Annotated in this window: 21 protein-coding genes and 3 pseudogenes; 10 read left to right on the forward strand and 14 right to left on the reverse strand. The window is 69.2% G+C overall.

Annotated features, from left to right (window positions below; translation table 11 throughout):
* Positions 1–211: 211 nt before the first annotated feature.
* The 9 genes and pseudogenes from OG734_RS46950 to OG734_RS46995 all read right to left on the reverse strand — a co-directional run bounded on the left by OG734_RS46950 (position 212) and on the right by OG734_RS46995 (position 6,757).
* Complete coding sequence (locus tag OG734_RS46950; RefSeq protein ID WP_330293495.1) at positions 212–805, reverse strand: CAP domain-containing protein; 594 nt, start codon at positions 803–805, stop codon at positions 212–214.
* A 231-nt stretch (positions 806–1,036) separates the two neighbouring features.
* Complete coding sequence (locus OG734_RS46955; protein ID WP_330293496.1) at positions 1,037–1,186, reverse strand: hypothetical protein; 150 nt, start codon at positions 1,184–1,186, stop codon at positions 1,037–1,039.
* A gap of 273 nt (positions 1,187–1,459) precedes the next feature.
* Positions 1,460–2,186 (reverse strand): annotated as a pseudogene (locus OG734_RS48270) (IS6 family transposase); the annotation flags it as partial.
* A gap of 421 nt (positions 2,187–2,607) precedes the next feature.
* Positions 2,608–3,051, reverse strand: a complete 444-nt coding sequence (locus OG734_RS46970; RefSeq protein WP_330293498.1) for a MarR family winged helix-turn-helix transcriptional regulator — start codon at positions 3,049–3,051, stop codon at positions 2,608–2,610.
* Between the two features lie 112 nt (positions 3,052–3,163).
* Positions 3,164–3,625 (reverse strand): hypothetical protein, encoded by a 462-nt coding sequence (locus OG734_RS46975; RefSeq protein ID WP_330293499.1) that lies wholly within the window; start codon positions 3,623–3,625, stop codon positions 3,164–3,166.
* Positions 3,626–3,637: 12 nt separating this feature from the next.
* Complete coding sequence (locus OG734_RS46980) at positions 3,638–4,669, reverse strand: aldo/keto reductase (protein WP_330293500.1); 1,032 nt, start codon at positions 4,667–4,669, stop codon at positions 3,638–3,640.
* Between the two features lie 167 nt (positions 4,670–4,836).
* Positions 4,837–5,019, reverse strand: coding sequence for a hypothetical protein (locus OG734_RS46985; RefSeq protein ID WP_330293501.1), 183 nt, complete (start codon positions 5,017–5,019; stop codon positions 4,837–4,839).
* Positions 5,020–5,052: 33 nt separating this feature from the next.
* Positions 5,053–6,090: a 3-oxoacyl-ACP synthase III family protein gene (locus OG734_RS46990; RefSeq protein ID WP_330293502.1), complete on the reverse strand. Its 1,038-nt coding sequence runs from the start codon at positions 6,088–6,090 to the stop codon at positions 5,053–5,055.
* Between the two features lie 85 nt (positions 6,091–6,175).
* Complete coding sequence (locus tag OG734_RS46995; protein WP_330293503.1) at positions 6,176–6,757, reverse strand: HAD family hydrolase; 582 nt, start codon at positions 6,755–6,757, stop codon at positions 6,176–6,178.
* Here OG734_RS46995 and OG734_RS47000 point away from each other — a divergent pair.
* From OG734_RS47000 to OG734_RS47025, 6 genes are all read left to right on the forward strand, one after another.
* Positions 6,690–7,319, forward strand: coding sequence for a CoA transferase (locus OG734_RS47000; protein WP_330293504.1), 630 nt, complete (start codon positions 6,690–6,692; stop codon positions 7,317–7,319). The genes OG734_RS46995 and OG734_RS47000 overlap by 68 nt on opposite strands.
* Complete coding sequence (locus tag OG734_RS47005; protein ID WP_330293505.1) at positions 7,316–8,971, forward strand: class I adenylate-forming enzyme family protein; 1,656 nt, start codon at positions 7,316–7,318, stop codon at positions 8,969–8,971. Before OG734_RS47000 ends, OG734_RS47005 begins: the two co-directional genes overlap by 4 nt.
* The gene (locus OG734_RS47010; protein WP_330293506.1) at positions 8,968–10,068 is read left to right on the forward strand and encodes an NADH:flavin oxidoreductase/NADH oxidase; all 1,101 of its coding nucleotides are present in this window, start codon (positions 8,968–8,970) and stop codon (positions 10,066–10,068) included. Before OG734_RS47005 ends, OG734_RS47010 begins: the two co-directional genes overlap by 4 nt.
* Before the next feature lie 309 nt (positions 10,069–10,377).
* Positions 10,378–11,196 carry an IS5 family transposase gene (locus OG734_RS47015; RefSeq protein WP_330285514.1) on the forward strand — a complete coding sequence of 273 codons (819 nt, stop codon included), beginning with the start codon at positions 10,378–10,380 and terminating at the stop codon, positions 11,194–11,196.
* An 821-nt stretch (positions 11,197–12,017) separates the two neighbouring features.
* Positions 12,018–12,263: a hypothetical protein gene (locus tag OG734_RS47020; RefSeq protein ID WP_330293507.1), complete on the forward strand. Its 246-nt coding sequence runs from the start codon at positions 12,018–12,020 to the stop codon at positions 12,261–12,263.
* Positions 12,264–12,453: 190 nt separating this feature from the next.
* Positions 12,454–12,891 (forward strand): YdeI/OmpD-associated family protein, encoded by a 438-nt coding sequence (locus OG734_RS47025; RefSeq protein WP_330293508.1) that lies wholly within the window; start codon positions 12,454–12,456, stop codon positions 12,889–12,891.
* Positions 12,892–12,899: 8 nt separating this feature from the next.
* Here OG734_RS47025 and OG734_RS47030 read toward each other — a convergent pair.
* Both OG734_RS47030 and OG734_RS47035 read right to left on the reverse strand, forming a co-directional pair.
* A pseudogene (locus OG734_RS47030) lies at positions 12,900–13,505 on the reverse strand (helicase associated domain-containing protein); the annotation flags it as partial.
* A gap of 172 nt (positions 13,506–13,677) precedes the next feature.
* Positions 13,678–14,468 (reverse strand): IS5 family transposase gene (locus OG734_RS47035; protein WP_443065140.1). Its coding sequence is split into 2 segments (ribosomal slippage): positions 13,678–14,162 and positions 14,162–14,468, totalling 792 coding nucleotides; the frame shifts between segments, so codons are not numbered across the junction.
* Between the two features lie 953 nt (positions 14,469–15,421).
* On the opposite strand from OG734_RS47035, the gene OG734_RS47040 reads away from it, so the two are divergent.
* From OG734_RS47040 to OG734_RS47050, 3 genes are all read left to right on the forward strand, one after another.
* Positions 15,422–15,562 (forward strand): HD domain-containing protein, encoded by a 141-nt coding sequence (locus tag OG734_RS47040; RefSeq protein WP_330293510.1) that lies wholly within the window; start codon positions 15,422–15,424, stop codon positions 15,560–15,562.
* Positions 15,547–16,353 carry an HD domain-containing protein gene (locus tag OG734_RS47045; protein WP_330285454.1) on the forward strand — a complete coding sequence of 269 codons (807 nt, stop codon included), beginning with the start codon at positions 15,547–15,549 and terminating at the stop codon, positions 16,351–16,353. The genes OG734_RS47040 and OG734_RS47045 overlap by 16 nt, the downstream gene beginning before the upstream one ends.
* A gap of 523 nt (positions 16,354–16,876) precedes the next feature.
* Entirely contained in the window at positions 16,877–17,809 is a 933-nt protein-coding gene (locus OG734_RS47050; RefSeq protein WP_330285453.1) for a ParB/RepB/Spo0J family partition protein, read from the forward strand.
* Between the two features lie 207 nt (positions 17,810–18,016).
* Here OG734_RS47050 and OG734_RS48275 read toward each other — a convergent pair.
* Positions 18,017–18,331 (reverse strand): annotated as a pseudogene (locus OG734_RS48275) (IS1380 family transposase); the annotation flags it as partial.
* 187 nt (positions 18,332–18,518) lie between these two features.
* Positions 18,519–18,716: a hypothetical protein gene (locus OG734_RS47055; protein ID WP_330285452.1), complete on the reverse strand. Its 198-nt coding sequence runs from the start codon at positions 18,714–18,716 to the stop codon at positions 18,519–18,521.
* Positions 18,717–18,807: 91 nt separating this feature from the next.
* On the opposite strand from OG734_RS47055, the gene OG734_RS47060 reads away from it, so the two are divergent.
* On the forward strand, positions 18,808–18,999 hold the full coding sequence (locus tag OG734_RS47060) for a hypothetical protein (RefSeq protein ID WP_330285451.1): 192 nt from the start codon (positions 18,808–18,810) through the stop codon (positions 18,997–18,999).
* Here OG734_RS47060 and OG734_RS47065 read toward each other — a convergent pair.
* Positions 18,979–20,097 carry a prephenate dehydrogenase gene (locus tag OG734_RS47065; protein WP_330285450.1) on the reverse strand — a complete coding sequence of 373 codons (1,119 nt, stop codon included), beginning with the start codon at positions 20,095–20,097 and terminating at the stop codon, positions 18,979–18,981. The two genes, OG734_RS47060 and OG734_RS47065, sit on opposite strands and share 21 nt — an antisense overlap.
* Between the last annotated feature and the right edge of the window lie 53 nt (positions 20,098–20,150).

Below are 20,150 nucleotides of genomic sequence, written 5' to 3' on the forward strand. Positions count from 1 at the left end.
CGGCCGACGCGGTGATCGATTATCTCTGTGACGTTTTTCGGGGTCGAGCCGGTCTGCCGGGGGCTGGGCGCACATGGCGATCATGCCGCTCGATCCCGGCACCACCTTCGGCGGCCGCCTGTCGGCGGCGCGCCAGTAGCCCCAACCATCGTGGTTGCGCCGTCATTTGACCGACCCGACCAAGCAGGGCGACTCCGTCTTGGCTGTGTCGTCAGGCCGGCTGGCAGCTTCCGAAAGTCACGACGTACGTTCCCGCTGCGCTCGCGGCGGCGCCGGCCGGGTCGGCCGCGCCTCCCAGGCCCCAGCGCCCGATTTCCCTCAGCGAGGGGTCGAGGACTATCTGGCGGTGCCCCCATGTGCTGACGTTCACCCACCAGTTGACGGCCGCCCGTGGTGTGCCCCGGCCGCCCCAGCCGGTGTAGGTGATCTCGCTGACCTTCCAGGACCGGGGGTTCGGGCAGTAGCCCGCGGCCTTGATACGACTCTGTGGCGTCGAGCCGGTCTGAGGGTTGGTGTGCGAGTCCTTGCCGGGCGTCCACCACTTCAGGCGCACCGCCTGGTCGGTGTGCGCAAACGCCGCGTTCGCCAGGGACTGGTTGTACGTGAGCGCCGGCAGCCCGTGCCGTGCGCGTTCGGCATTGATGAGGCAGACCAGGGCCTGCCGTGTCCCGAGGGTGCCGGTGCCTCCTCCCGGGCTCCGGTCGTAGTAAGCCGCGGCGTTGTCGCACTCCGAGACGGCCGTGGCCTGCGACGCGGTGGCGGGGACGAGGGCGGCTGAGAAAACGCCGACCGCGGCGAGAGCCAACGCGGTTCTGATGTGTGAAGCGTGCCTTCTCACTGTGGTTCGACCTCCCGCGCAAAGATGGCAAATGATTCAAGACGGCTGCCGGGGCTGACGCCATCCGGAAGGTGTGGCAGCGGCCACGGGCGGCGACAATCTGGGTGTGCCCGCTCGTAGTCGGTTTCGTGGCTCCAACCTCGCCCCGTCCAGGGCAGCGGTGGACCCTCTCTGGCGGGCCCTACGATTCCGGGGTGGTCAGCGGGCGAGTCTCGCCGTCACCCAACGGCGGGTCACGAAGGACTCCTCCTCCGGTGCGTTGTATGAGCCGACCTCGGTCTGTGTGCGGGCGACCAGGTGAGCCTCGTTGCCCTCGGCCTCGTATCCGGCCTCAGTGCTGCCCGCCACGCCCCCGTTTGGCCAAGTCCCTTCTCCTCGTTCATTCGGCAACTGGTTGGGAGAGGTGGGACGCCCTCTTCAACCGTTGCCCCGCGCGGGACGGGCCGCAACTCGACTGGGCGGACACCGTGCCTTGTACGTTCCGTGAGCGTCAGCGCGCCGGGCGGTACGTTTTTGCTCGCCCGGCCGCATCTCTTGCGGGGGCGTTGTCACGTTGTTGGCTGTGTGGCTGCCTGGCGGCGTGTCGGGGCGGGGTGGGTTTGGGGGCAGGGCCTGTGCTCGGGCCGGGGTGGCAAGGCCGGCGACGCCGGTGATCTGGTCCCGGACGGTGAGGCGGACGGTCGTCTCGGCTCGGTGGTCGTGGGTGGGTGTCTGGTGGCGGCGGGGCCGGGAGTGGGGTGAGATGCCGCTGGACGCGGGCAGGGACCGCTGGGTCCTGCCCGCGGGCTGGGTCCTGCCCACGGGTTGGGCTCCGCCCGCGGGCTGGGTCCCGCCCGTGGAGCGGGAGTTCTTCATCGCCCGTTCATGCTGCGGGGTGGGCTGGTGGCTGTTCTCGGGCCTGGTTGTTCGGGTGCTTCGGCTGGTGGTGCTCGGCGCGGGGCATGATCTCGCGGTGGGCGGCGCGGTAGGGGCGGGGCTTGTCGGTGGCGGCCACTCGCGCCGCCGCACCCGTCCCTCTCTTCATCGGCCTGTGGAAGTAACGCCTGGCCGCGGTCTTGTCCCGTCGGTTCTGGGCCGGGATGTCCAGGGTGTTGCCGTTTTGGTCGGCGGCCCGTCACGGGTATGGCAACCGCCCGTTGGTCTTGATGAAGGCCTCGTCGAGGTGCCGCTTGTCACCGGGCCGGGGGTGCCGGTGGCGCGGCGCGCCTGTGTGGGCCTGCCCGAACGTGGCGTACCAGCGGCGGATCGTCTCATGGGAGGCGACGGTCGTGCCGCGTTCGGGCATGAGGTTCTCGGCCTCGCGGGGGCTGAGCGGGAAGCGGTGGTGCGGCCACACACGGTGGGAGATGGCCTCGACCGGGTGCGGGTGCTCCTTGTGCGACGGCGACGCGCTTCCCGCGGACGGCCCTTCCGGGGCTGGTCAGCCAGAAGATCGTCCCGCCGGTCGGCCGACGTGGCAGTGCCCGGCCGGCCCGGTCGCCGGGGCCGCTCTGGTGGGCTGCTGCTCGGTGCCCGGCTCCGGAGGGCAACGAGATGCGCGAGGGTGAGGAGATCGGCTGGTCCACCGGTCGGGGTGGCACCGTCGTCGCGCCGGTCCGGGAGGTGATCGGCACGAGGGAGGGCCTGCTGGCCGGTCGGCACCAGAGCCTGGCGAGGTTCGGGCCGGGCGGGACGGTCCGCGCGCCGAGGACGGGCGTCCTGATGCACAGTGCCCTTGAGGGCGGTGCCGGGCGGGGCGTACGCGGCCCGCCGGGCACCGCTCTCGAGGGCTATTTCTTTTCCTTGACGCGAGGCTGCCACTTCGCCAGTGCCTGTGAGCAGAGGTCGAGCTGGGTGAGGAAGCTCTTGGCCTCGTCCTCGCCCAGCCGATTCGTCAGGAGGTCCTCGATTTCCTGGGCCACCTCGTCGGCGCGCCGGACCAGGGTGTGGCCCGCGCGGGTCAGTCGTGCTTCGAGGATGTGCTGGTGGATCGGGTGGGGCCGGCGCTCGACGAGGCCGCGGCCTTCCAGGTTCGACAGTACGGACGACATGGTCTGTGGGGTCACCATGCTGCGACGTGCCAGTGCGGCGCCCGACAGTCCGGGCTCCCGCTGCAGGGCGCGCAGCACGGTGTACTGCGGGACGTTGACCTGGAGGGGTCTCAGGGCGGCGTGCCTGGCGGACGTGAGCTCCTGCTCCACCCGCTTGATGTGGTCCCCGATCCGACTTTCCATAGCTGACACCATGCCTTGGAGGGTAGCTGCGCACCTCTTATCAGTGTACGGCTGCTGTGAGGTGTTCCAGATCGAATGCCTGCTGCGCGCTCGGCGTCCTGCGGCGGGGAGTTCAGATGCCGTCGCGGGGTCTGCGCCAGGCGAAGAAGAGTTCCGCGTCCTCGTGCCGGCTGCGTGGGGGATTCAGCACCACGGCCAGGAGCCAGTCGCGGACCACGGCTTTTCGCGTGTCCTGGTCGAAGTCACGCGTCCATTGCCGCACGGCATGTGGCAGGGACAGCGCAACGGGCTGGGGCAGTTCGTATCCGAGCTGATGCAGGAGCTGCTCGGCGGCTGCCATACGTGCGAGCCCTGCCGGTGTGTACAGGCGCCCGATGACGGCCTGTCCGACGCGCTTTTCCAGGTCGGCGGCCGTGATGGCCGGCTGGCAGTCCGAGGGGCAGCGGTAGGAGGCTGGTTCGTCGGGCGTGGCGTCCTCGTGGCGGCACGGCTGGCCGCAGATGCCGCAGACGGCGCACTGGTCCAGGAGCGCTCCGGTCCTCTCCCGCTCGTCTCCGGCGTCCTCTTCGTGCATGGCTGTCTCCTTTCACGCAGGGCGCCGTCGCAGTGCGGCGTCGGCAAGGTGCGGCGGGGTGTAGTCGGCATCGGACGGATTCAGGTCCGTGCCCGGCGGGACGAGCTCGTCGATGCGGCCCAGGACCGCTTCCTCGAGGTCGACCGTGCCGGCTGCGAGCAGGTCGGCGAGCTGTTCCCGGGTGCGCGGGCCGATGATGGCGCTGTCCACGGCCGGGTGGTTGAGGACGAAGGCCAGTGCCAGGTGCGTGAGGGGGATGCCGGTTTCCGCGGTCAGTTTGAGCAATTCCTCGACCACCTGGAGCTTGCGGACGTTTCCGGGCAGGGCCAGGTCGAACTTGTGGGGAATCAGGTTGCTGCGGAAGTCGTTGAGTTCCAGCGGACCGCCGCCGCGGTACCTGCCGCAGAGCCATCCGCTGGCCAGCGGGCTCCAGGTGAGCACGCCCACCCCGTACCGCTGAGCTGTGGGCAGCACGGCGCGCTCCACGCCTCGCATGAAGATCGAGTACGGCGGCTGTTCGGTATGGAAGGGGATGTGGCCGCGGCGTTCGGCCAGCCAGCGCGCCTCCACCAGCTGTTCCGCTGGGAAGTCCGAGCTTCCGATCGCCATGATCTTGCCTTCGCGGACCAGGTCGGACATGACCGAGAGGGTCTCGTCGAGATCGGTGTCAGGGTCCGGGCGATGGACCTGATAGAGGTCGATGCGGTCCGTGTCCAGGCGGCGCAGGCTCTCCTCGACGGCGCGCCGGATCCATCTGCGCGAGTTTCCGCGCCTGTTGGGGTCGTCCCCCATGGGGAAGTGAACCTTGGTCGCCAGGACGACCTCGTCCCGCCGGCCGCGCAGCGCCTTGCCGACGATGCGTTCGCACTCACCGGCCGAGTACATGTCGGCGGTGTCGATGAGGTTCACGCCGGCGTCCAGGGCTTCGTGGATCAGGCGTTGCGCCTCCGCGTGATCGCGTTGGCCCCAGGCCCCCAGCATCATGGTTCCCAGGGCGATACGGCTGACCTTGATTCCGGTATGCCCGAGGGTGGTTGTACGCACGACTTCTCCATTCGCCGGCACCTGTGACGGGTGCGCACCCAGATGTATGGCAACGCATGATGCTAAGACATCTTATGGTCATTCGTTGGCTGAGCGCCAGGGGCGGTGGCGGCCGGGACCGGCGTGCCGGGCAGGCGCGCGGTGAGGTACCGCACGCCTGCCGCGGTTCACAGCGCCTGCGCCGTGTCCTGGAGCGGTGACGTGCTGGCGGTGTTCTGGCGGGCCGCGGACTCGCCGCCCAGGAGCCGCTGGGCGAGTGAGCGCTCCACGGCCTCCCGCAGACCGTTTCGTCTGCGCCGCTCGATGTGTCCGAGAACGAGTCTGCGGACGTCCGGATCATCCGTCGGCACGTCGGGAGCCGTGGTGGGGGACGGGGACACGGCTCAGCCGACCGCGGCCGTAACGTGCTGGACGCCGGCGCGCGCGAACGCGGTCGGTGCCCATTGCGCCAGTACCGCCCCGACGGTCATGCCGCCGCCGAAGCCGGCCATCAGGACGCTCTCGCCGTCGCTGAACTCCCCCCGGCGGTGGACGACGTCCAGGGTGATCGGCACCGAGGCCGACCCGGTGTTGCCGTACTTTTCCAGGGCCAGGCGCATCGTGGCCTCGGGCAGCTTCAGGTGAGGCCAGACCTCGCCCAGCATCACGCCGTTGGCCTGATGAGGAACGAAGTGCCGTACCTGTGCGCGGTCGACTCCGGCCCGTTCCAGGAGTTCGTGCAGAGCGCCGGGCAGGTTGTCCTGCACGAAGGAACGCACCCCGCGGCCGTCCATCCGGAAGAAGTGGGCGCCCTCGCGCAGGGTGCGGTCGCTGGCCGGCATCCGGCTGCCCCCCGCGGGGACGCTGATCAAGCGGTACTGGTCGCCGCGCGTCAGCAGGCTGCTCTGGCGGATCCCGCGTGTCTGGGGCACGGAGCCGAGCAGCACGGCGCCCGCGCCGTCCCCGAAGAGAATGGCGGTCTTGCGGTCGGAGTAGTCGAGTATGCGCGAGTAGATGTCCGCACCGATGACCAGCGCGTAGCGGCCCTCGCCTGCCCCCCGCAGCAGCCGTTCGGCCACGGCGGTGGCGTACACGAACCCGCTGCAGACCGCGTTGATGTCGAACGCCGCCGCGTTCACCGCGCCGAGCAGATGCTGCACGATGCTCGCGGTGGCGGGCTGCGGATGGTCGGGGGTGGAGGTGGCGAGGACGATGTACGCCACGTCTTGCGGGGCGACGTCCGCCTGTTCCAGCGCCGCCCGGGCCGCTCTCGCCGCGAGATCCGAGGTGGCGTCACGGTCGTCGGCTCGTCGCCTCTCACGGATGCCGGTCTTGCGTACGATCCATTCGTCGCTCACCCCCGCCCACCGTGCGATCTCCGCGTTGCCGACCACCGTGTCCGGCAGATATGAACCGGTGGCCACTATTCCCACTTCAGGCACGACTGCCTCCCCTCGATCTGGGCGGGGGGCCGGATGCGCCCCGCCTGCGCTGCCGGACCGCCTGGGCTGCACGGCCCGGTGTTCGTCATCGCCGTGTGGCTCCGGTGAGCAGGTGCCCCCATCCGGCACGCCGGCCATGGGCCAGGAGCTCGGGGTGGTCACCGACGACAACCGGCCGGCCGACCTCCCGGAGCATCGCGAGGTCGCTGATGTGATCGCCGTAGGCCGAGCTGCGGGCGAGGTCGAAACCGCCCAGCAAGCCCGCGAGCCGCACTGCTCGTCCTTTCGTCTCGCCGATCATCGGGGCGAGTACCTCACCGGTGAGGTCGCCGCGGCGGATCACCGGACGCGTCGAGAGCACCAGTTCGGCCCCGACATCCGAGGCGATCGGGTCGAGACACGCGAAGAACGACCCGGAGACCAGCACGAGGTCATGGCCCGACTTGCGGTGCCCGGCGAGGGCTTCCTCGACCTCGGGTACGTACAGGCCGTGGGGCGACTCGTGCCACTGCGCGGTGAACCAGGCCTGGCCGGCGGCGGCGAGTCCTTTGGCGCTTTCGCCGCGCAGGAGCCTGTAGTAGCTCCGGTTGCCCGCCCTGGTGTACGCCCATGCTTCCGGCTGGGGACCGTCACCGGGCCCGGACCCCTTTCCCGGTACGGACTTCATGGTGCAGGCCCGGTCCGGTCTGGCCTGGGAGATGGCGCAGGGCCGCAGCCGGCCCCGGCCGACGCTGATGACGGTGCTCGACGTGCTGGGCGGGCTCGTATCGGCCGAGGGCGTCCTCGCAGGTCTGCTGGCACGGGAACACGAAGGCCGGCCACAGCGGGTCGACACGTCCCTGCTGTCCGCGGCCTCGATCCTCCAGCGCCCACAAGCCGAACAGACACCGTCGGCGTCCGCGCACGCAGGCATCTCATGGGAAGGCCCCTACCAGACGTCATCGGGACACATCGCCCTGTCCCTGCCCACCTCCCACGACCTACGACTGTTGTGCGAGGCCTTGGACATCCCCGCCGGCCTGCCCGCAGCACCGCTGCGGCGCGGCATCACCGCCCGCCTGAGGAGCCGCTCGGCCCGGAGCTGGATCGAGGAACTCGGCGGGAGGGGCGTGGAGGCGGTGCTCGTGCGGGAAGAGCTCGCCACGGTGGCCCAGGAGCCGCGCTTCACGACGGACATCCGCCCCGGCCCGTGCACGTTGCTGGCACCCCCTTGGAGATTCCGGCCATGACCGCGCAACTGCCCGACCACGTGCCCTCCGATCTGCGCCGCCAGTGGGCAGCCGAAGGCATCTATCCAGGACGTCCGCTGTTCGACCTCTTCCGCACGCGCGCGCGTGAACGCCCCCAGGCCCCCGCGGTCGTGGAACCGCACCGCACCACGTCGTACGCCGGACTCCTGCGCGCCGCACTGGCCCTGGCGGCCGAACTGGGCGACCGGGGCGTCCGCCCGGCAGACGTGGTCGCCGTCAACCTGGCCAACGGCTGGCGAGCGCTCGCCGCCGATCTGGCGGTAGCGGCGCTGGGAGCCGTTTGTCTCCCGTATCCACTCGGCCGCAGACGCCAGGACACCCTGGCCCTGCTGGGGAAGTCCCGTGCGCTCGCGGCACTCATCACCCGTACCGTCGGGGACCAGGACTACGCGCGGATGGTCGACGAGCTTCGCGCGGACCTGCCCGGCCTACGGCACGTCTACGTCGACGGCCCGCCGCTGCCCGGCATGCGAGCGCTGGAGCCGGTGTGGGACGGCCCGGCGCCCCCCGCGGGCCGGCTGCCGTCGCCGGACCCGGACACGGCGGCCCGCATCATCGTGTCGTCCGGTACGGAGGCCACCCCCAAACTCGTGGCCTACTCGCACAACGCGCTCGCCGCCGCCCGGGGCCGTCTGCTGCGGAATCTGCGCGGTGGCGACGAACGGCTCCGCCTGCTCTGCATGGTTCCGCTGGCGTCGGCCTTCGGCTCGCTCGGGCTGGCCACCCTGTGCGTGCAGGGCGGGACGGTGCTCCTCACACCCCGCTTCACTTCCTCGGCCACGCTGCGCATGGTGGCCGAACAGCACCCCAGCCACCTGGTCGGAGTGCCCACGATGTACCAGCGGATCCTCACCGACCCCGCGCTGCCGCACACCGATGTCTCGTCCCTGCGGTGCGCCGTGAGCGGTGGTGCCCGGCTTCAGCCGGAAACCGCGGCGCGCGTGCGACGTGCCCTGTGCCCCACGGTCGCCACCGTGTACGGGTCGGCGGACGGGGTCAACTGTCACACGCGGCCCGGAGATCCGGCGGCGGTCGTCGACACGACGGCGGGCCGACCGGACCCGTCCATCGTCGAACTCAGAATCGTCGACGAGCGCGGTGCGCAAGTGCCCGCGGGCCACACCGGAGAGATCTGGGCGCGTGGTCCCCTCACACCCCTGTGCTACGTGAACGACCCCGAACTCAACCACCGCTACCGCGCCCCGGACGGCTGGGTGCGCACGGGGGACCTGGGCGCCCTGTCCCCGGACGGAAGGCTCCGGCTCACCGGCCGCAAGAAGGACATCGTGATCAGGGCAGGCCTGAACATCAGCCCCGCGGAAGTCGAACTGCACCTCTCGTCCCACCCCGATGTGGCGGGCGTCGTGTGCCGCGGCGTACCGGACGCGCTGCTGGGTGAGCGCCTGGCGGCGTTCGTGGTCCCGATACCGGGGGCACGGCCGCCGACCCTGTCCGAGCTGCACCGTTTCCTCCTCGCGGAACGCGGACTGGAGCGTGCCAAGCTGCCGGAGGTCCTACGTCTGCTCCCGGAGTTTCCGATCAGCCCGGCGGGCAAAGTGGACCGGGAGCAGCTCGACGCTCTCGCTCTCCCTCCCCACCACGCCGGCTCGCTCGCGGGCGATGCCGCATGAGCGCACTCTTCGAACCCCTCCTCCTGCGCTCCCTGGAGATACCCAACCGCGTATGGATGGCACCCATGTGCCAGTACTCCGCACCGGTCGCCGGAGAGGAGACCGGGGTACCGGGCGACTGGCACTTCGCCCATCTCACGGCACGGTCCGTGGGCGGTGCGGGGCTGATCCTGACCGAAGGGACGGCCGTGTCGGCCGGCGGCCGCATCACCCCGGCCGACCTGGGCCTGTGGAACGACCGTCAGCAGGCCGCCTTCCACCGCATGACGCACTTCCTCCGGGCCCACGGGACGGTGCCCGGAATCCAGCTCACGCACGCCGGACGGAAGGCGTCGACAGCCCGGCCGTGGGACGGCGGCGCACCGCTGGCGCCGGGCGGGGGAGGGTGGCGGCCCGTGGGCCCGAGTCCCCTGCCGTACGGGGCCGGGCACCTCAGCCCCGGCGAGCTGACCGTCGACGAGATCCGTGACGTCGTCGAGGACTTCGCACGAGCGGCCCGGCGAGCCCTGACGGCCGGTTTCCAGGTGGTGGAGGTCCACGGCGCTCACGGATACCTGATCCACGAGTTCCTCTCGCCCTGCACCAATCATCGGCGAGACCGGTACGGCGGACCGTTCAGGAACCGGATCCGCTTCGCGCTGGAGGTGGTCGACGCGGTGCGTGCCGCGTGGCCGGACGATCTCCCCGTGTTCTTCCGCGTATCGGCCACCGACTGGCTGCAGGACACCGGCACGGACGCCGCGGGAGGCTGGAAGCTGGACGACACGGTCAAGCTCTCGGCGGAGCTGCTGGACCACGGCGTGGACCTGATCGACGTCTCCTCCGGAGGCATCGCTCCGGGCATCAGAAAACCGGTGGCACCTGGATACCAGGTTCCCTTCGCCGCCAAGGTGCGCGAGGAGACCCGTGCAGCGGTGGCCGCCGTCGGGCTGATCACCGAGCCACAGCAGGCGGAACACATCGTGGCCACGGGACAGGCCGAGGCGGTCCTGCTGGGCCGGGAACTACTGCGCGACCCGTACTGGCCCCAGCGAGCGGCCAAGGCGCTGGGCGCACCCCGGAACTGGCCGCGTGCCTACGGGATGGCCCACGCGTGAAGCCGAAAGGAAAACCGCCGGCTGGCCGTGACCAGCGGTTTCCCGGGGCGCCCGGCCGGGCGGGCGCCCCGCACGCGTAGTGCTGCCGGCACGGGTGGCGGCGAGCACGAAAAAGGCGTCCCACCGGGGGATGCCGAGCGGGGCATCCGCTACGAGGCCCTCCTCGTTCGCCACCTGGGGCTGCTTGCGATCCGGCCCATCGGGCGCATCGAGGAGAGGACCGACCGCACGAATTAGGGGTCCTTGCAGAATGATCCTCTTGTGGCACGGTGGGGTTGTATGTGACTCCGTGTTTTGTGGGGTGTGATCATGGCGCGGCGGAAGCCGTGGGAGGTCAGTGACGAGTTGTGGGCAGTGATCGAGCCGCTGCTGCCGAAGCATGAGCGGCGGTTCCGGCACCCGGGGCGCAAGCGGATCGATGACCGCAAGACGCTCCAGGGGGTGCTGTTCGTCCTGTACACCGGTGTCCAGTGGGAGTTCCTGCCGCAGGAGTTGGGGTTCGGTTCGGGTCCCACGTGCTGGCGGCGGCTGGCCGAGTGGCAGGAGGCCGGGGTGTGGGAGGAACTCCAGCGGGTGCTGCTGGACCGGCTTCGGGCGGCTGATCGCCTCGACTTCTCCCGCGCCACGATCGACGCCTCGCACGTGCAGGCCAAGCGGGGGCGCAGCAGCCCAAAAGTCGGTCCGAGCCCGGTTGACCGCGCGCGGCCGGGCTCGAAGCATCACGTGCTGACCGAGGCGCACGGCATCCCGCTGCGGGTGTCCCTGACCGGCGGTCACCGCAACGACGTCACCCAGCTCCTGCCGCTGGTCGACGGGCTGGCACCGGTACGCGGCAAGCGGGGCCGGCCCCGGCGCAAGCCCCGCACGTTATACGCCGACCGCGGCTACGACCACGACATCTACCGCCGCCGTCTGCGCGAGCGCGGCATCACACCGAAGATCGCCCGGCGCGGCCAGCCGCACGGCTCCGGCCTGGGCAAAGTCCGGTGGGTTGCCGAGTCCGCCATCGCCTGGCTCCACGGCCCCCGCCGCCTACGAACCCGCTGGGAAGCACGCGACGACATGCACGACGCCTTCCTCCAGCTCGCCCACTGCATGACCCTGGCCCGGAAGAATCCAGCATTCTGAAAGGACCCCTAAGTGGCTGCCGAAGCTGGTGCCGGGTGCCCTGACACACTGTCTGCTGCCGGAGATAACGCATAATCGGCGGCTCCTGGAGACCGCGCTCGCGAGGTTCGCCGACGAGGAGCAGCTCGCCCTGCCCGGTGAGGCATGGCTGCGGACATCTACCAGGGTCCCGGCGCCTCCCAGGACTGGCTCCACGTTTGTCGGCCGTCAACCGGTGGCGGTGTCCGCCCTCATGGGGCTGGTGCTCTGGGCCCCTACCTCGATCACCACAGCATTGGCTGACCACCCACAGATTCCCGACGAGGTCGCCGCCCTCAACTGCACATTCGGTGGCGGGACGTGGAACGCATCAAAATCGTGGCCCGCTCCGACCCCGAGGAGCACGCCCTTGTGCTATATCCACGCCACAGGGCTGCCCTGCCGAAGGCGTGGTGGCTCCCCTTCCGCCTTCGACACGGCGGGCTGCGCATCCGGGAAGCCACACGACAGTTTGAAGCGCAGTACGCAGCGCTGCTGCGCCGTACCCGGCTGACCGGACAGCGCGTCTGCTACGGCAGCGGGGACAGAGCTGCCCGCAACTACCTCACCGCGCCGTGGGGCATCTATCCGCTGCAGCCCGCGCAGTGCGCCGGACTCATCGCCGATGTGCTCGTCTTCACCGTGACGCTGTCCTCCGACAACTTCGTCGAAGAACTCCGAAGGGCCGGGCTGGACGTCCGGTGGGTCCTGCCCGAAGGCGCAGAGATCGAATCGTCGCAGTCTCTCTTGGAGATCAACGGGCACGGCCGTCGGCTCAAGTGGCGTGTGCTGAGATCGAGCGCTTGCTGCTGGAGCTCACTGACCTGCAGACCTGGGCAGAGGGCATCGGGCCGATGCCGCTGTTCCTGGTCAACGTCATCACCGATTCCTTTTACGAGACGGTGTACGCCGAGAGCGTCCCTGCGCTGATGGAGCTCCTTGCGCGCTGGACACCGGTCGTCCAAGGCGCAGCCATCGGCAAGGTGGCGGGAGAGCTCGACGACAAGGGTGTTATCCCCTCGATGAGCCGCCGCAGGGGCGCCAAGTAGGCACCGCGCTGCGCTGAAGGCGGGGTGTGGCGGAGAGTGGCACACTCTCCGCCACACCCCACCACGTGACCTCAAGCGCAGGCGGTGGGAATGTGGCGGTGCTGCGCCGGCATCGGATGGGCGATGAGTTTTCCGTGCGGCCGGGGTCTTCTCCTCGCAGGGTGTCGGCAGACTGGAGAGGGCCACGGGCATGAAGTTCACGACGAAGATGTTCCAGACCGGCAATAACACCGGTGTGCCGGTTCCGGCTGAGGTGGTCGAGGCACTGGGCGGCGGCAGGCGCCCGGCTGTCAGCGTCATGGTGAACGGCTATGCCTACCGCTCGACGATCGCCTCGATGGGCGGGCAGTTCCTGATCCCGTTCAGTGCCGACAAGCGGCGAGAGTCGGGTATCTCCGGTGGCGACAGCATCGATGTCGAGCTGGCTCTGGACACCGTGCCGCGCACGGTGGAGCCGCCTGCGGACCTCGCGGCCGCCCTGGCCGCGGTGCCGGGGGCGGAGAAGGCGTTCCGCGCGCTGTCCCCAAGCCGCCAAAAGGCGCACGTCACGTCGATTGACGACGCGAAGACCGACGCGACGCGGCAGCGGCGCATCACCAAGGTGGTCGAGGAACTCACGCGCTGCTAAGCCTCGGCTCACGCCCACTCCACGCCCAGCTCGCGCAGCGCGTCCAGCTGCTCCTGGGTGAGTTTGTCCCGCCTGGAACGGACATTCGATGTCCATACGCCGAGCTTGTGCTGGTGTTCCTGGCCGTCGATGACGACGGCTTCGACGTGCCCCCTCGGTACTGCCTTCTGGATACCCTCACGCTGGACCCACTGGGCGAGGGCCGCCAGACCGCGCTGGAAGGCTGATGCTTTCCCGGGTGCCTTCGGGCCGTCCGTGGTGGCTGGCGCCGGCTGTTCGGCGGGCTGCACTCCCAGGCGTGCGAGTCTTTGCTGCTGCTCCTGGGAGAGGTGGAACCACTCGCGGGACTGTCGCTGGAGCCACCGCCCGAGGTCGTCGCCGTCGAAGAGCACGCCGGGTTCGATGGCGGGGAGGATGCTGTCGGGTTCGTCGGCGGTCAGGTCGGTGAGGACGCGGTGGTGGCGCTGCCAGTCGAGGGGCCAGGGGCAGTTCCAGTCGGGGTCGATCGCGGCCAGCTGCGCCGCCCGCACCGTAGCTCGTTCGGGGTTTTTGCCGAGGCCGTGGGTGCGGCGGAGGTTGGCCATGTGTTCCCCGACCGGGGCCAGTTCACTGTCGGTGGTGCCCTGCGACTTCTCATTTTGGTGTCACCGGTAGTTCCCATCTGGATGTCATGCATCTCTACTGGTCGAAGCGCAGAGTTGGTGACATCAAGTAAGAAGTCTTGGTGACATCATGTGAGAATTCCCAGCGCACTGAGATGAGAAGGCCATAGAGCTCGTAACACGATCATGGTCGTGCCTTCTTGAGGCGTCGCCAGCAGATGAGGCCGCAGGCCAACGAGACGAAGGCGTCGTGGAGTTCGGTTCGGCGTTCCCAGCGGACGGCGAGGCGTTTGAACTGGTGGAGCAGGGCGAAGGTCTGCTCGACGACGTAGCGGAGTTTGCCCAGGCCCTTGATGTTCGGGGCGCCTTTGCGGGAGATGACCGGCAGGATCCTGCGGCGTCGCAGCTCATGGCGCACGGCCTTCGAGTCGTATGCCTTGTCGCCGAGGAGCGAGTCGGGGCGTCTGCGCGGGCGGCCGGGCCGTCCGGCGACGGGCGGGATGCCGTCGACGAGGGCGAGGGTCCGGGTGACGTCGTTGACGTTGGCCGCAGTGGTGATGACCTTGAGCGGGGTGCCGCGTCCGTCGCAGATCAGGTGGTGCTTGCTGCCCGTCTTCCGCCGGTCGACCGGCGACGGACCGGTGTCGGCTCCCCTTTTTTCGCGCGGATGTGGGAGCCGTCCACACACGCGCGGGACCAGTCGAGTTCGCCGGCCGCGTTCAGCTCCGCGAGCAGAATGCGGTGCAGTTGCTCGAAGACTCCGGCCTTCTGCCACCGCTCCAGGCGCCGCCAGCAGGTCTGTCCCGAGCCGAACCCCAGCTCCAGCGGCAGGAGTTGCCAGGCTATGTCGTTGTGGAGCACGTACAGGATGCCCTGCAGACACAGCCGGTCCGCCACCGGCCGCGGCCCCGGCGACTTCTGCGGCCAGGGCGGCAGCAACGGCTCGATCAGCGCCCACAAGTCGTCGTCCACGATCCACGGCCGAGTGCTCACAACATCTCGAACGGCGGAATCGTCACATCGGTCACGCCCGACCAGGGCACTTCAACAAGATCGTGTTACGAGCTCATAGGAGTGGCTCTCTGACCTGCTGCTTTGTGCTTTGACCTTGCTAGGTGAGAGCTGTGGATGGTGGCCGAGAAGCCTGATCCTCAAGGACCGCCGCTGGGCGAATGAACCCGAGCGCTGTGACCGGGCATTGCGGGTTGCTGTGTCCGTCCGCCGGCCGATCAGCTATCACCGTCTTGCTGAGGGCCGGGACGAGCTCATGGGTCGGGACCGAGTGGGAGCACGCAAGCATGGTGCTCCGACGGTTCGTCCGCAGTGGTAGACCCCCACCCGTGTGGGGAGGACTGGGTGATGGGGAGCGGGCGGCCGGCGAGTGTGGACGGACCCCCACGCGTGTGGGGAGGACTTGTAGTCGAGGGAGCGGGCGATCTGCTTCTGGGACGGACCCCCACGCGTGTGGGGAGGACTCTTGCTGGCCTGTTGGTTTTCTGACCCAAGGGGCAGTTTTTATTCACTGTGCCGGGTCCGGTGTGGTGGTCGTGTCGGGATGCGGTTTCCGTAGCGGCACCGAACTGCCGGTCTGATAGTCGATCACGGCCCGCGCGGAATGGGGGAGAGCATTTTCAACTGTCTCCACTTTCACAAGATGCTGCGGTACCGGGCTGGTTGGGCGTTGCGGCACGCTTGTGGCGTCCGGCCCGGCCGGGTTATCTGCCGGTGTGTTCCGCAGTTCTCCACGGTATCTGTCCGGTGGGAGGCGGGCCCAGTTGGGAGTACGCCTTCCTGCGCGGGGGAGTAACACTGCCTCCCGCTTTGGTAGTTCCGGGAGGCGGCCTGCGGAAATGAGTGATCGGATGCGGCAGGATGGTGTCAACGCCCCTTGATTATGGGGTAGTTGAGTGCGGGGAGTGGTTGTGGGAGTGCGGGAGGATGCCCGGTTCGGCGGGATCGACTTGACGCCGTGGGGGAAGTTCGACCGGGGGGTTTTGGCGGTGTATCCGCTGCTGTTCCATCTGTTGGATGTGGCGGCGGTCGCCGGTGAGGTGTGGGACCGGTTCTGACGCGTGGTCAGCGGCGGCTGATCGCCGACGGGCTGGGCGTGACGGTGGCGGAGGCCCGGTGCCTGGTGATGTTTTTCGCCGGTCTGCATGATCTGGGTAAGTTGTCGTCCTTCCAGGAGTGGGAGGCGCATCCCTGGGCGCGGGTGAGTGAGGTGCTGCGGGCGGACACGCATGGCTGGCGGAGCATGCCGCACGAGCGGGCCTCCATGCACCGTGTGCTGCAGCTGCTGGCGGAGGCCGGCTATGAGACGGACACGTCGGACAGTGCGGGGGTGCTGGTGGCGCAGATGCTGGGCGGGCACCACGGCCGGTTCCTGCAGCTCGACATCGACGGCGCGGCCAGAGCGTCCCGGGTCAACCTGGTTCTGGGCGGCCCCGCGTGGCAGGATCTGCGCCGTCGCTACTTCGCCCTGGTGCGTCATCTGACCGGCGCCACCATGGTGCCCTTGCGGGTGTCGGTGCCGGCCGCGGTACTGATCACCGGGGTCGGTGTGATCGCGGACCGGCTGGCCAGCCAGCGCCACTACTGGCTGCCGGAAGCGCAAGCACCCGCCTTCGGTGCAGGCGAGCACTACGCGCAGGCCGTCAAGGGCGCCCCGGCCCTGCATGACGAGTCCGGTCTGCCCCGCGTCACACTCCCTCCGGCGTCCTTCGCCCAGGCCCACCGCGGTCTGACCGCACCGAACGACCTGCAGGCCTCCCTGATCAGGCAGCTCACCAGCCCAGGGATGATGTGGGGGAGGGTGTGGCTGCGCGTGGTCATGTCCTCGGTATGTCGACTGGGTAGGTGATGTTGTCCTCAGCGAGGACAAGTCCCAGGTCGCAACCCGCGATTCGCCTGCTGTGCTCGCTGCTGTCTGTGGCCTGATCCGCGATTCGCCTGCTGTGCTCGCTGCCGTCCCGCTCCGGACGCCGTCGGGTCCTCGCTCTCTGCGGCATCACATGATCGACCGGCCGTCGGGGGCGAACGCCGGGGCCTGCCCCCCGGGTCCCGTTCATTCCTGTCGGCCACCTGTGCGTAACAAGTTGATAACAGACGCTGTCGGGCGGAACTATGCGGATCGGTATGGAAGGCGTCTGGACATAGCACTGAGCAGTTGTGATTCTTGAAGTCGTACACGCAAGCTGGCACGTCGTCCATCGCGCCCACCAGTCGGTTATCTGCGGTCTCTGTCGCGCGACGGTGACCGGAGGCGGGTACTCTAGGGGGAAAACATGAACGGCTCAAAGGGAGTGCGAAGAGATTTACCTTTGGCTGCACAGGTCGAAGTAAGGTTAGCGGAGGTCGCCCGGGAACGGTCGACGGAATCCGAAATGGTCACGGTGGAAATAGCGTCCTTGGTGCCTGGTGATTCTCTGCGGTCCAATGGTGTCGAGCAGGCCCACGTCGTGGCGCTGGCGGAAGTGGACGGGCTGCTCCCGCCGATCCTCGTCCATCGAAGGACCATGCGGGTCATCGACGGAATGCATCGGCTCTTCGCGGCTCTGCTGCAGGGCCGGCAGACGATCGAGGTCGAACTGTTCGACGGAACGCAGGAAGAGGCCTTTCTGCGTGCCGTCCGGGCGAACGTGGTGCACGGACTTCCGCTGTCGCTGGCCGACCGCCGGGCCGCCGCCGCGCGGATCATGGCGTCCCACCCGCACATGTCGGACAGAGCGATCGCGCGGGCCTCGGGGCTGGGGGCCAAGACCGTCGCCTCCATGCGGCACAGTTCAGCTGCTGCTGTGCCGCAGTTGAACACCCGGGTCGGCCGTGACGGCAGGGTTCGGCCCCTGAATGCGCTCGAAGGGCGGCGCAGGGCCGTGGCGGTGCTGGCCGAGCACCCCGATGCGTCGTTGCGTGAGGTCGCCCGACTGTCCGGGGTCTCGCCCGCGACGGTCAGCGACGTGCGCAGGCGGCTGGCGGCGGGGGAGTCCCCCTTGCCGCCGGGGCCGGAACCGGACGAAGTGCCCGGAATGGAAAGGGGCGGAGTCCCCCATCAGCGAGCGGGATCGGACTCCCGTAGCAATCCGAACTGCGTGGATCCGGTCTCCGTTCTGGAGAAGCTTTTGCGTGACCCTTCCCTGCGTCACAAGGAAGGGGGCCGTCAGCTCCTGCATCTACTCCGCCAGAATGCGGTCGGTGTTCAGGATCTGGTGGATCTCTCCGGCGCCGTACCTCCCCATTGCCGGTCCCTGATAATAAATCTCGCACGACATTACAGGGATGCCTGGCAGGGATTCGCGGAGGTTCTGGATTCGGTCTGAACATTTTTGGGGCGTTGGAAAAGGATACGTGAACTTGTTCCTGTTCCGGTAATTCCAATTGCCGTGCTGCTGGTGAATTCTTTTCCTCTTCTGTTCCCGCTTTGATCGTTCATGAGTCCTCGTTGGTGTTGTGCTGACGGGGACTCTGTGTTTGCGAGGCGCGGTCTTTTCGGGCTGGGGGAGGTTGACGGCCCGGTTGAGGTGGCTGGTCAGCCGCAGCCCGTCGACGTCGGTGAAGCGCAGCTGGGCGCCGGGGTGCGGCCGTTCCTTGCCGGCGATCAGCCTCATGAGTTTCGGCCATGTGCTCAGGTGTGGCATGTCGGTGATCTTTGCGGCCCAGGCGCCGGGCCGCTGGGTGCCGCCGGCGTTGTAGGCCGGTGTCCACGTCTTCTTCGGGTTTTTCAGGACGGCCTGGTGGATGGTGTCGGTGATGGTCATTTTGACGGAATGCGACAGCCACCGGCCCCGGCGGGAGAGCCGGTCGAGGAAGGGGTGGGTGCCGTCGGCGGAGTCGGTGCGGACCTTGCCGTCGAGGGCAAGACCGTACGCGGCAGCCGCACCGGCGGCCAGAACGCCGTGCACCTCCTGGCCGCTGTCCTGCACGAGCCCCGGACAGTGATCTCCAGCGGCGGATTGGCGCGAAGAGCAACGAAATCCCCGCCTTCGCATTTTCGTCGTCAAGGGCAACCAGAACAAGCTCGGCCGCCGGCTACGGCGACTGCCCTGGTGTGCAGTCCCGCTCCAGCACCGCACCCGCGCACGGGCGTAGGGGCGAGGCGAGATACGCCGCCTCAAGGTCTGTACCGTCCAGCCGGGCCTGCTCCTTCCGCATGCCGTCCGGGCCGTCGAGGTCAAACGCCGCCGCACGAGCCGCACGACCGGGGGCACCACCATCAAGACGATCCATGCGGTCACCAGTCTCACCGCCGAGCAGGCCGCCGCGTCCCGGCTCGCCGGACTGATTCCGCGGGCACTGGCAGGTCGAGGCGCTGCACCACGTGCGGGAGGTGACCTTCGCCGAGGACGCTTCCCGCGTCCGCACCGGCATTGCGCCCCGCGCGACGGCGGCCCTGCGCAACCTCGCCGTCGGCCTCATCCGCCAGGCCGGCGGGGCGGACATTGCCGCAGCCACCGACCACTGCCGGTCGCGAACCGACCACGCGCTCCGACTACTCGGTCTTGAAGCCTGAGAACGCATCAGCCCTGGTGACGGCCCAGGTGCCGCCTGAGCCCAACCACCGGGACAGCTCCGCCGCCGCATCCTTTTGCACGACCAGTTCGACGAGGCCGCGAGTGTGCTCCCACGAGTGCTCGATCCGGACGTCCTCGATGTTGACGCCGAGCTCGCCGATCGAGGTGAACAGTTCGGCAAGGGCGCCCGGCTTGTCGGAGATGGTCACGGCGACGGTCGCGAGCTCGGTCCGGCGCGCACCCGGCTTGCGCGCGATCCTGGCGCATCCTCGGTTCCCTTGCCGCAACAACTCCTCGAGGTCTTCCTGCGCCCGCGCGCGCTTCGCCGGGTCGCCGTCACCGGCGGCGCGCAGGGCGTCGATGGCCCGGCCCAGGCCGGAGGCGAACGCGTCGAGGACGTCTGCCACGGCCGCGGCGTTGGAGGTGAGGATGTCTCCCCAGAGGCGGGCGTCGCCGGCGGCGATCCGGGTGACGTCCGCGACGCCCTGCCCCGACAGCCGGACGCTGTCCTGCGGCGCGTGTTCCAGGCGCGCTGCCAGCAAGGAGGAGATCAGATGCGGCGCGTGCGAGACCAGGGCCACCGCATGGTCGTGCATACCGGCGTCCATGACCACCGGCATGGCGTCGCACAGCGCCACCAGTTCCAGCGCGCGGTTCAGCACGTCCTGTCCGGTCGACTCCGAGGGGGTGAGCACCCACGGACGCCCCTCGAAGAGATCGGCCCGGGCCGCGAGTGGCCCGGAGCGCTCGGTGCCGGCCAGCGGATGGCTGCCTATGTAGCTGGCGGGGTCGGCCCGCTGCGCGCGTACGTCGTCGTGCGGGACCTGCTTGACGCTGGCGACATCGACGTAGGCCCGAGCCAGTCGGCTGCCCTGGACGCGCGCGAGCACGCTTCCGACCTGCGCGGGCGGCACGGCCAGCACCGCCAGGTCGACCGGTCGGTCCGGCGTCTGCAGGGAACCGGCGCCCATGGCCTCGGCCGTCTTGGCCGCCGCCCGGTCGACGTCCTCCAAGTGCACGCTGATCCCGCGCCGGGTCAGCGCGAGCGCCACGGAAGTGCCAATGGCTCCGGTGCCGATGACTGTCGTGGTGTTCATCGCGCTCCCCTGTGTGCGGTGATACGGGATCGGCTCGACGGCGTGTCGTGCCG

Source organism: Streptomyces sp. NBC_00576, assembly GCF_036345175.1.
Classification (GTDB): Bacteria; Actinomycetota; Actinomycetes; order Streptomycetales; family Streptomycetaceae; genus Streptomyces.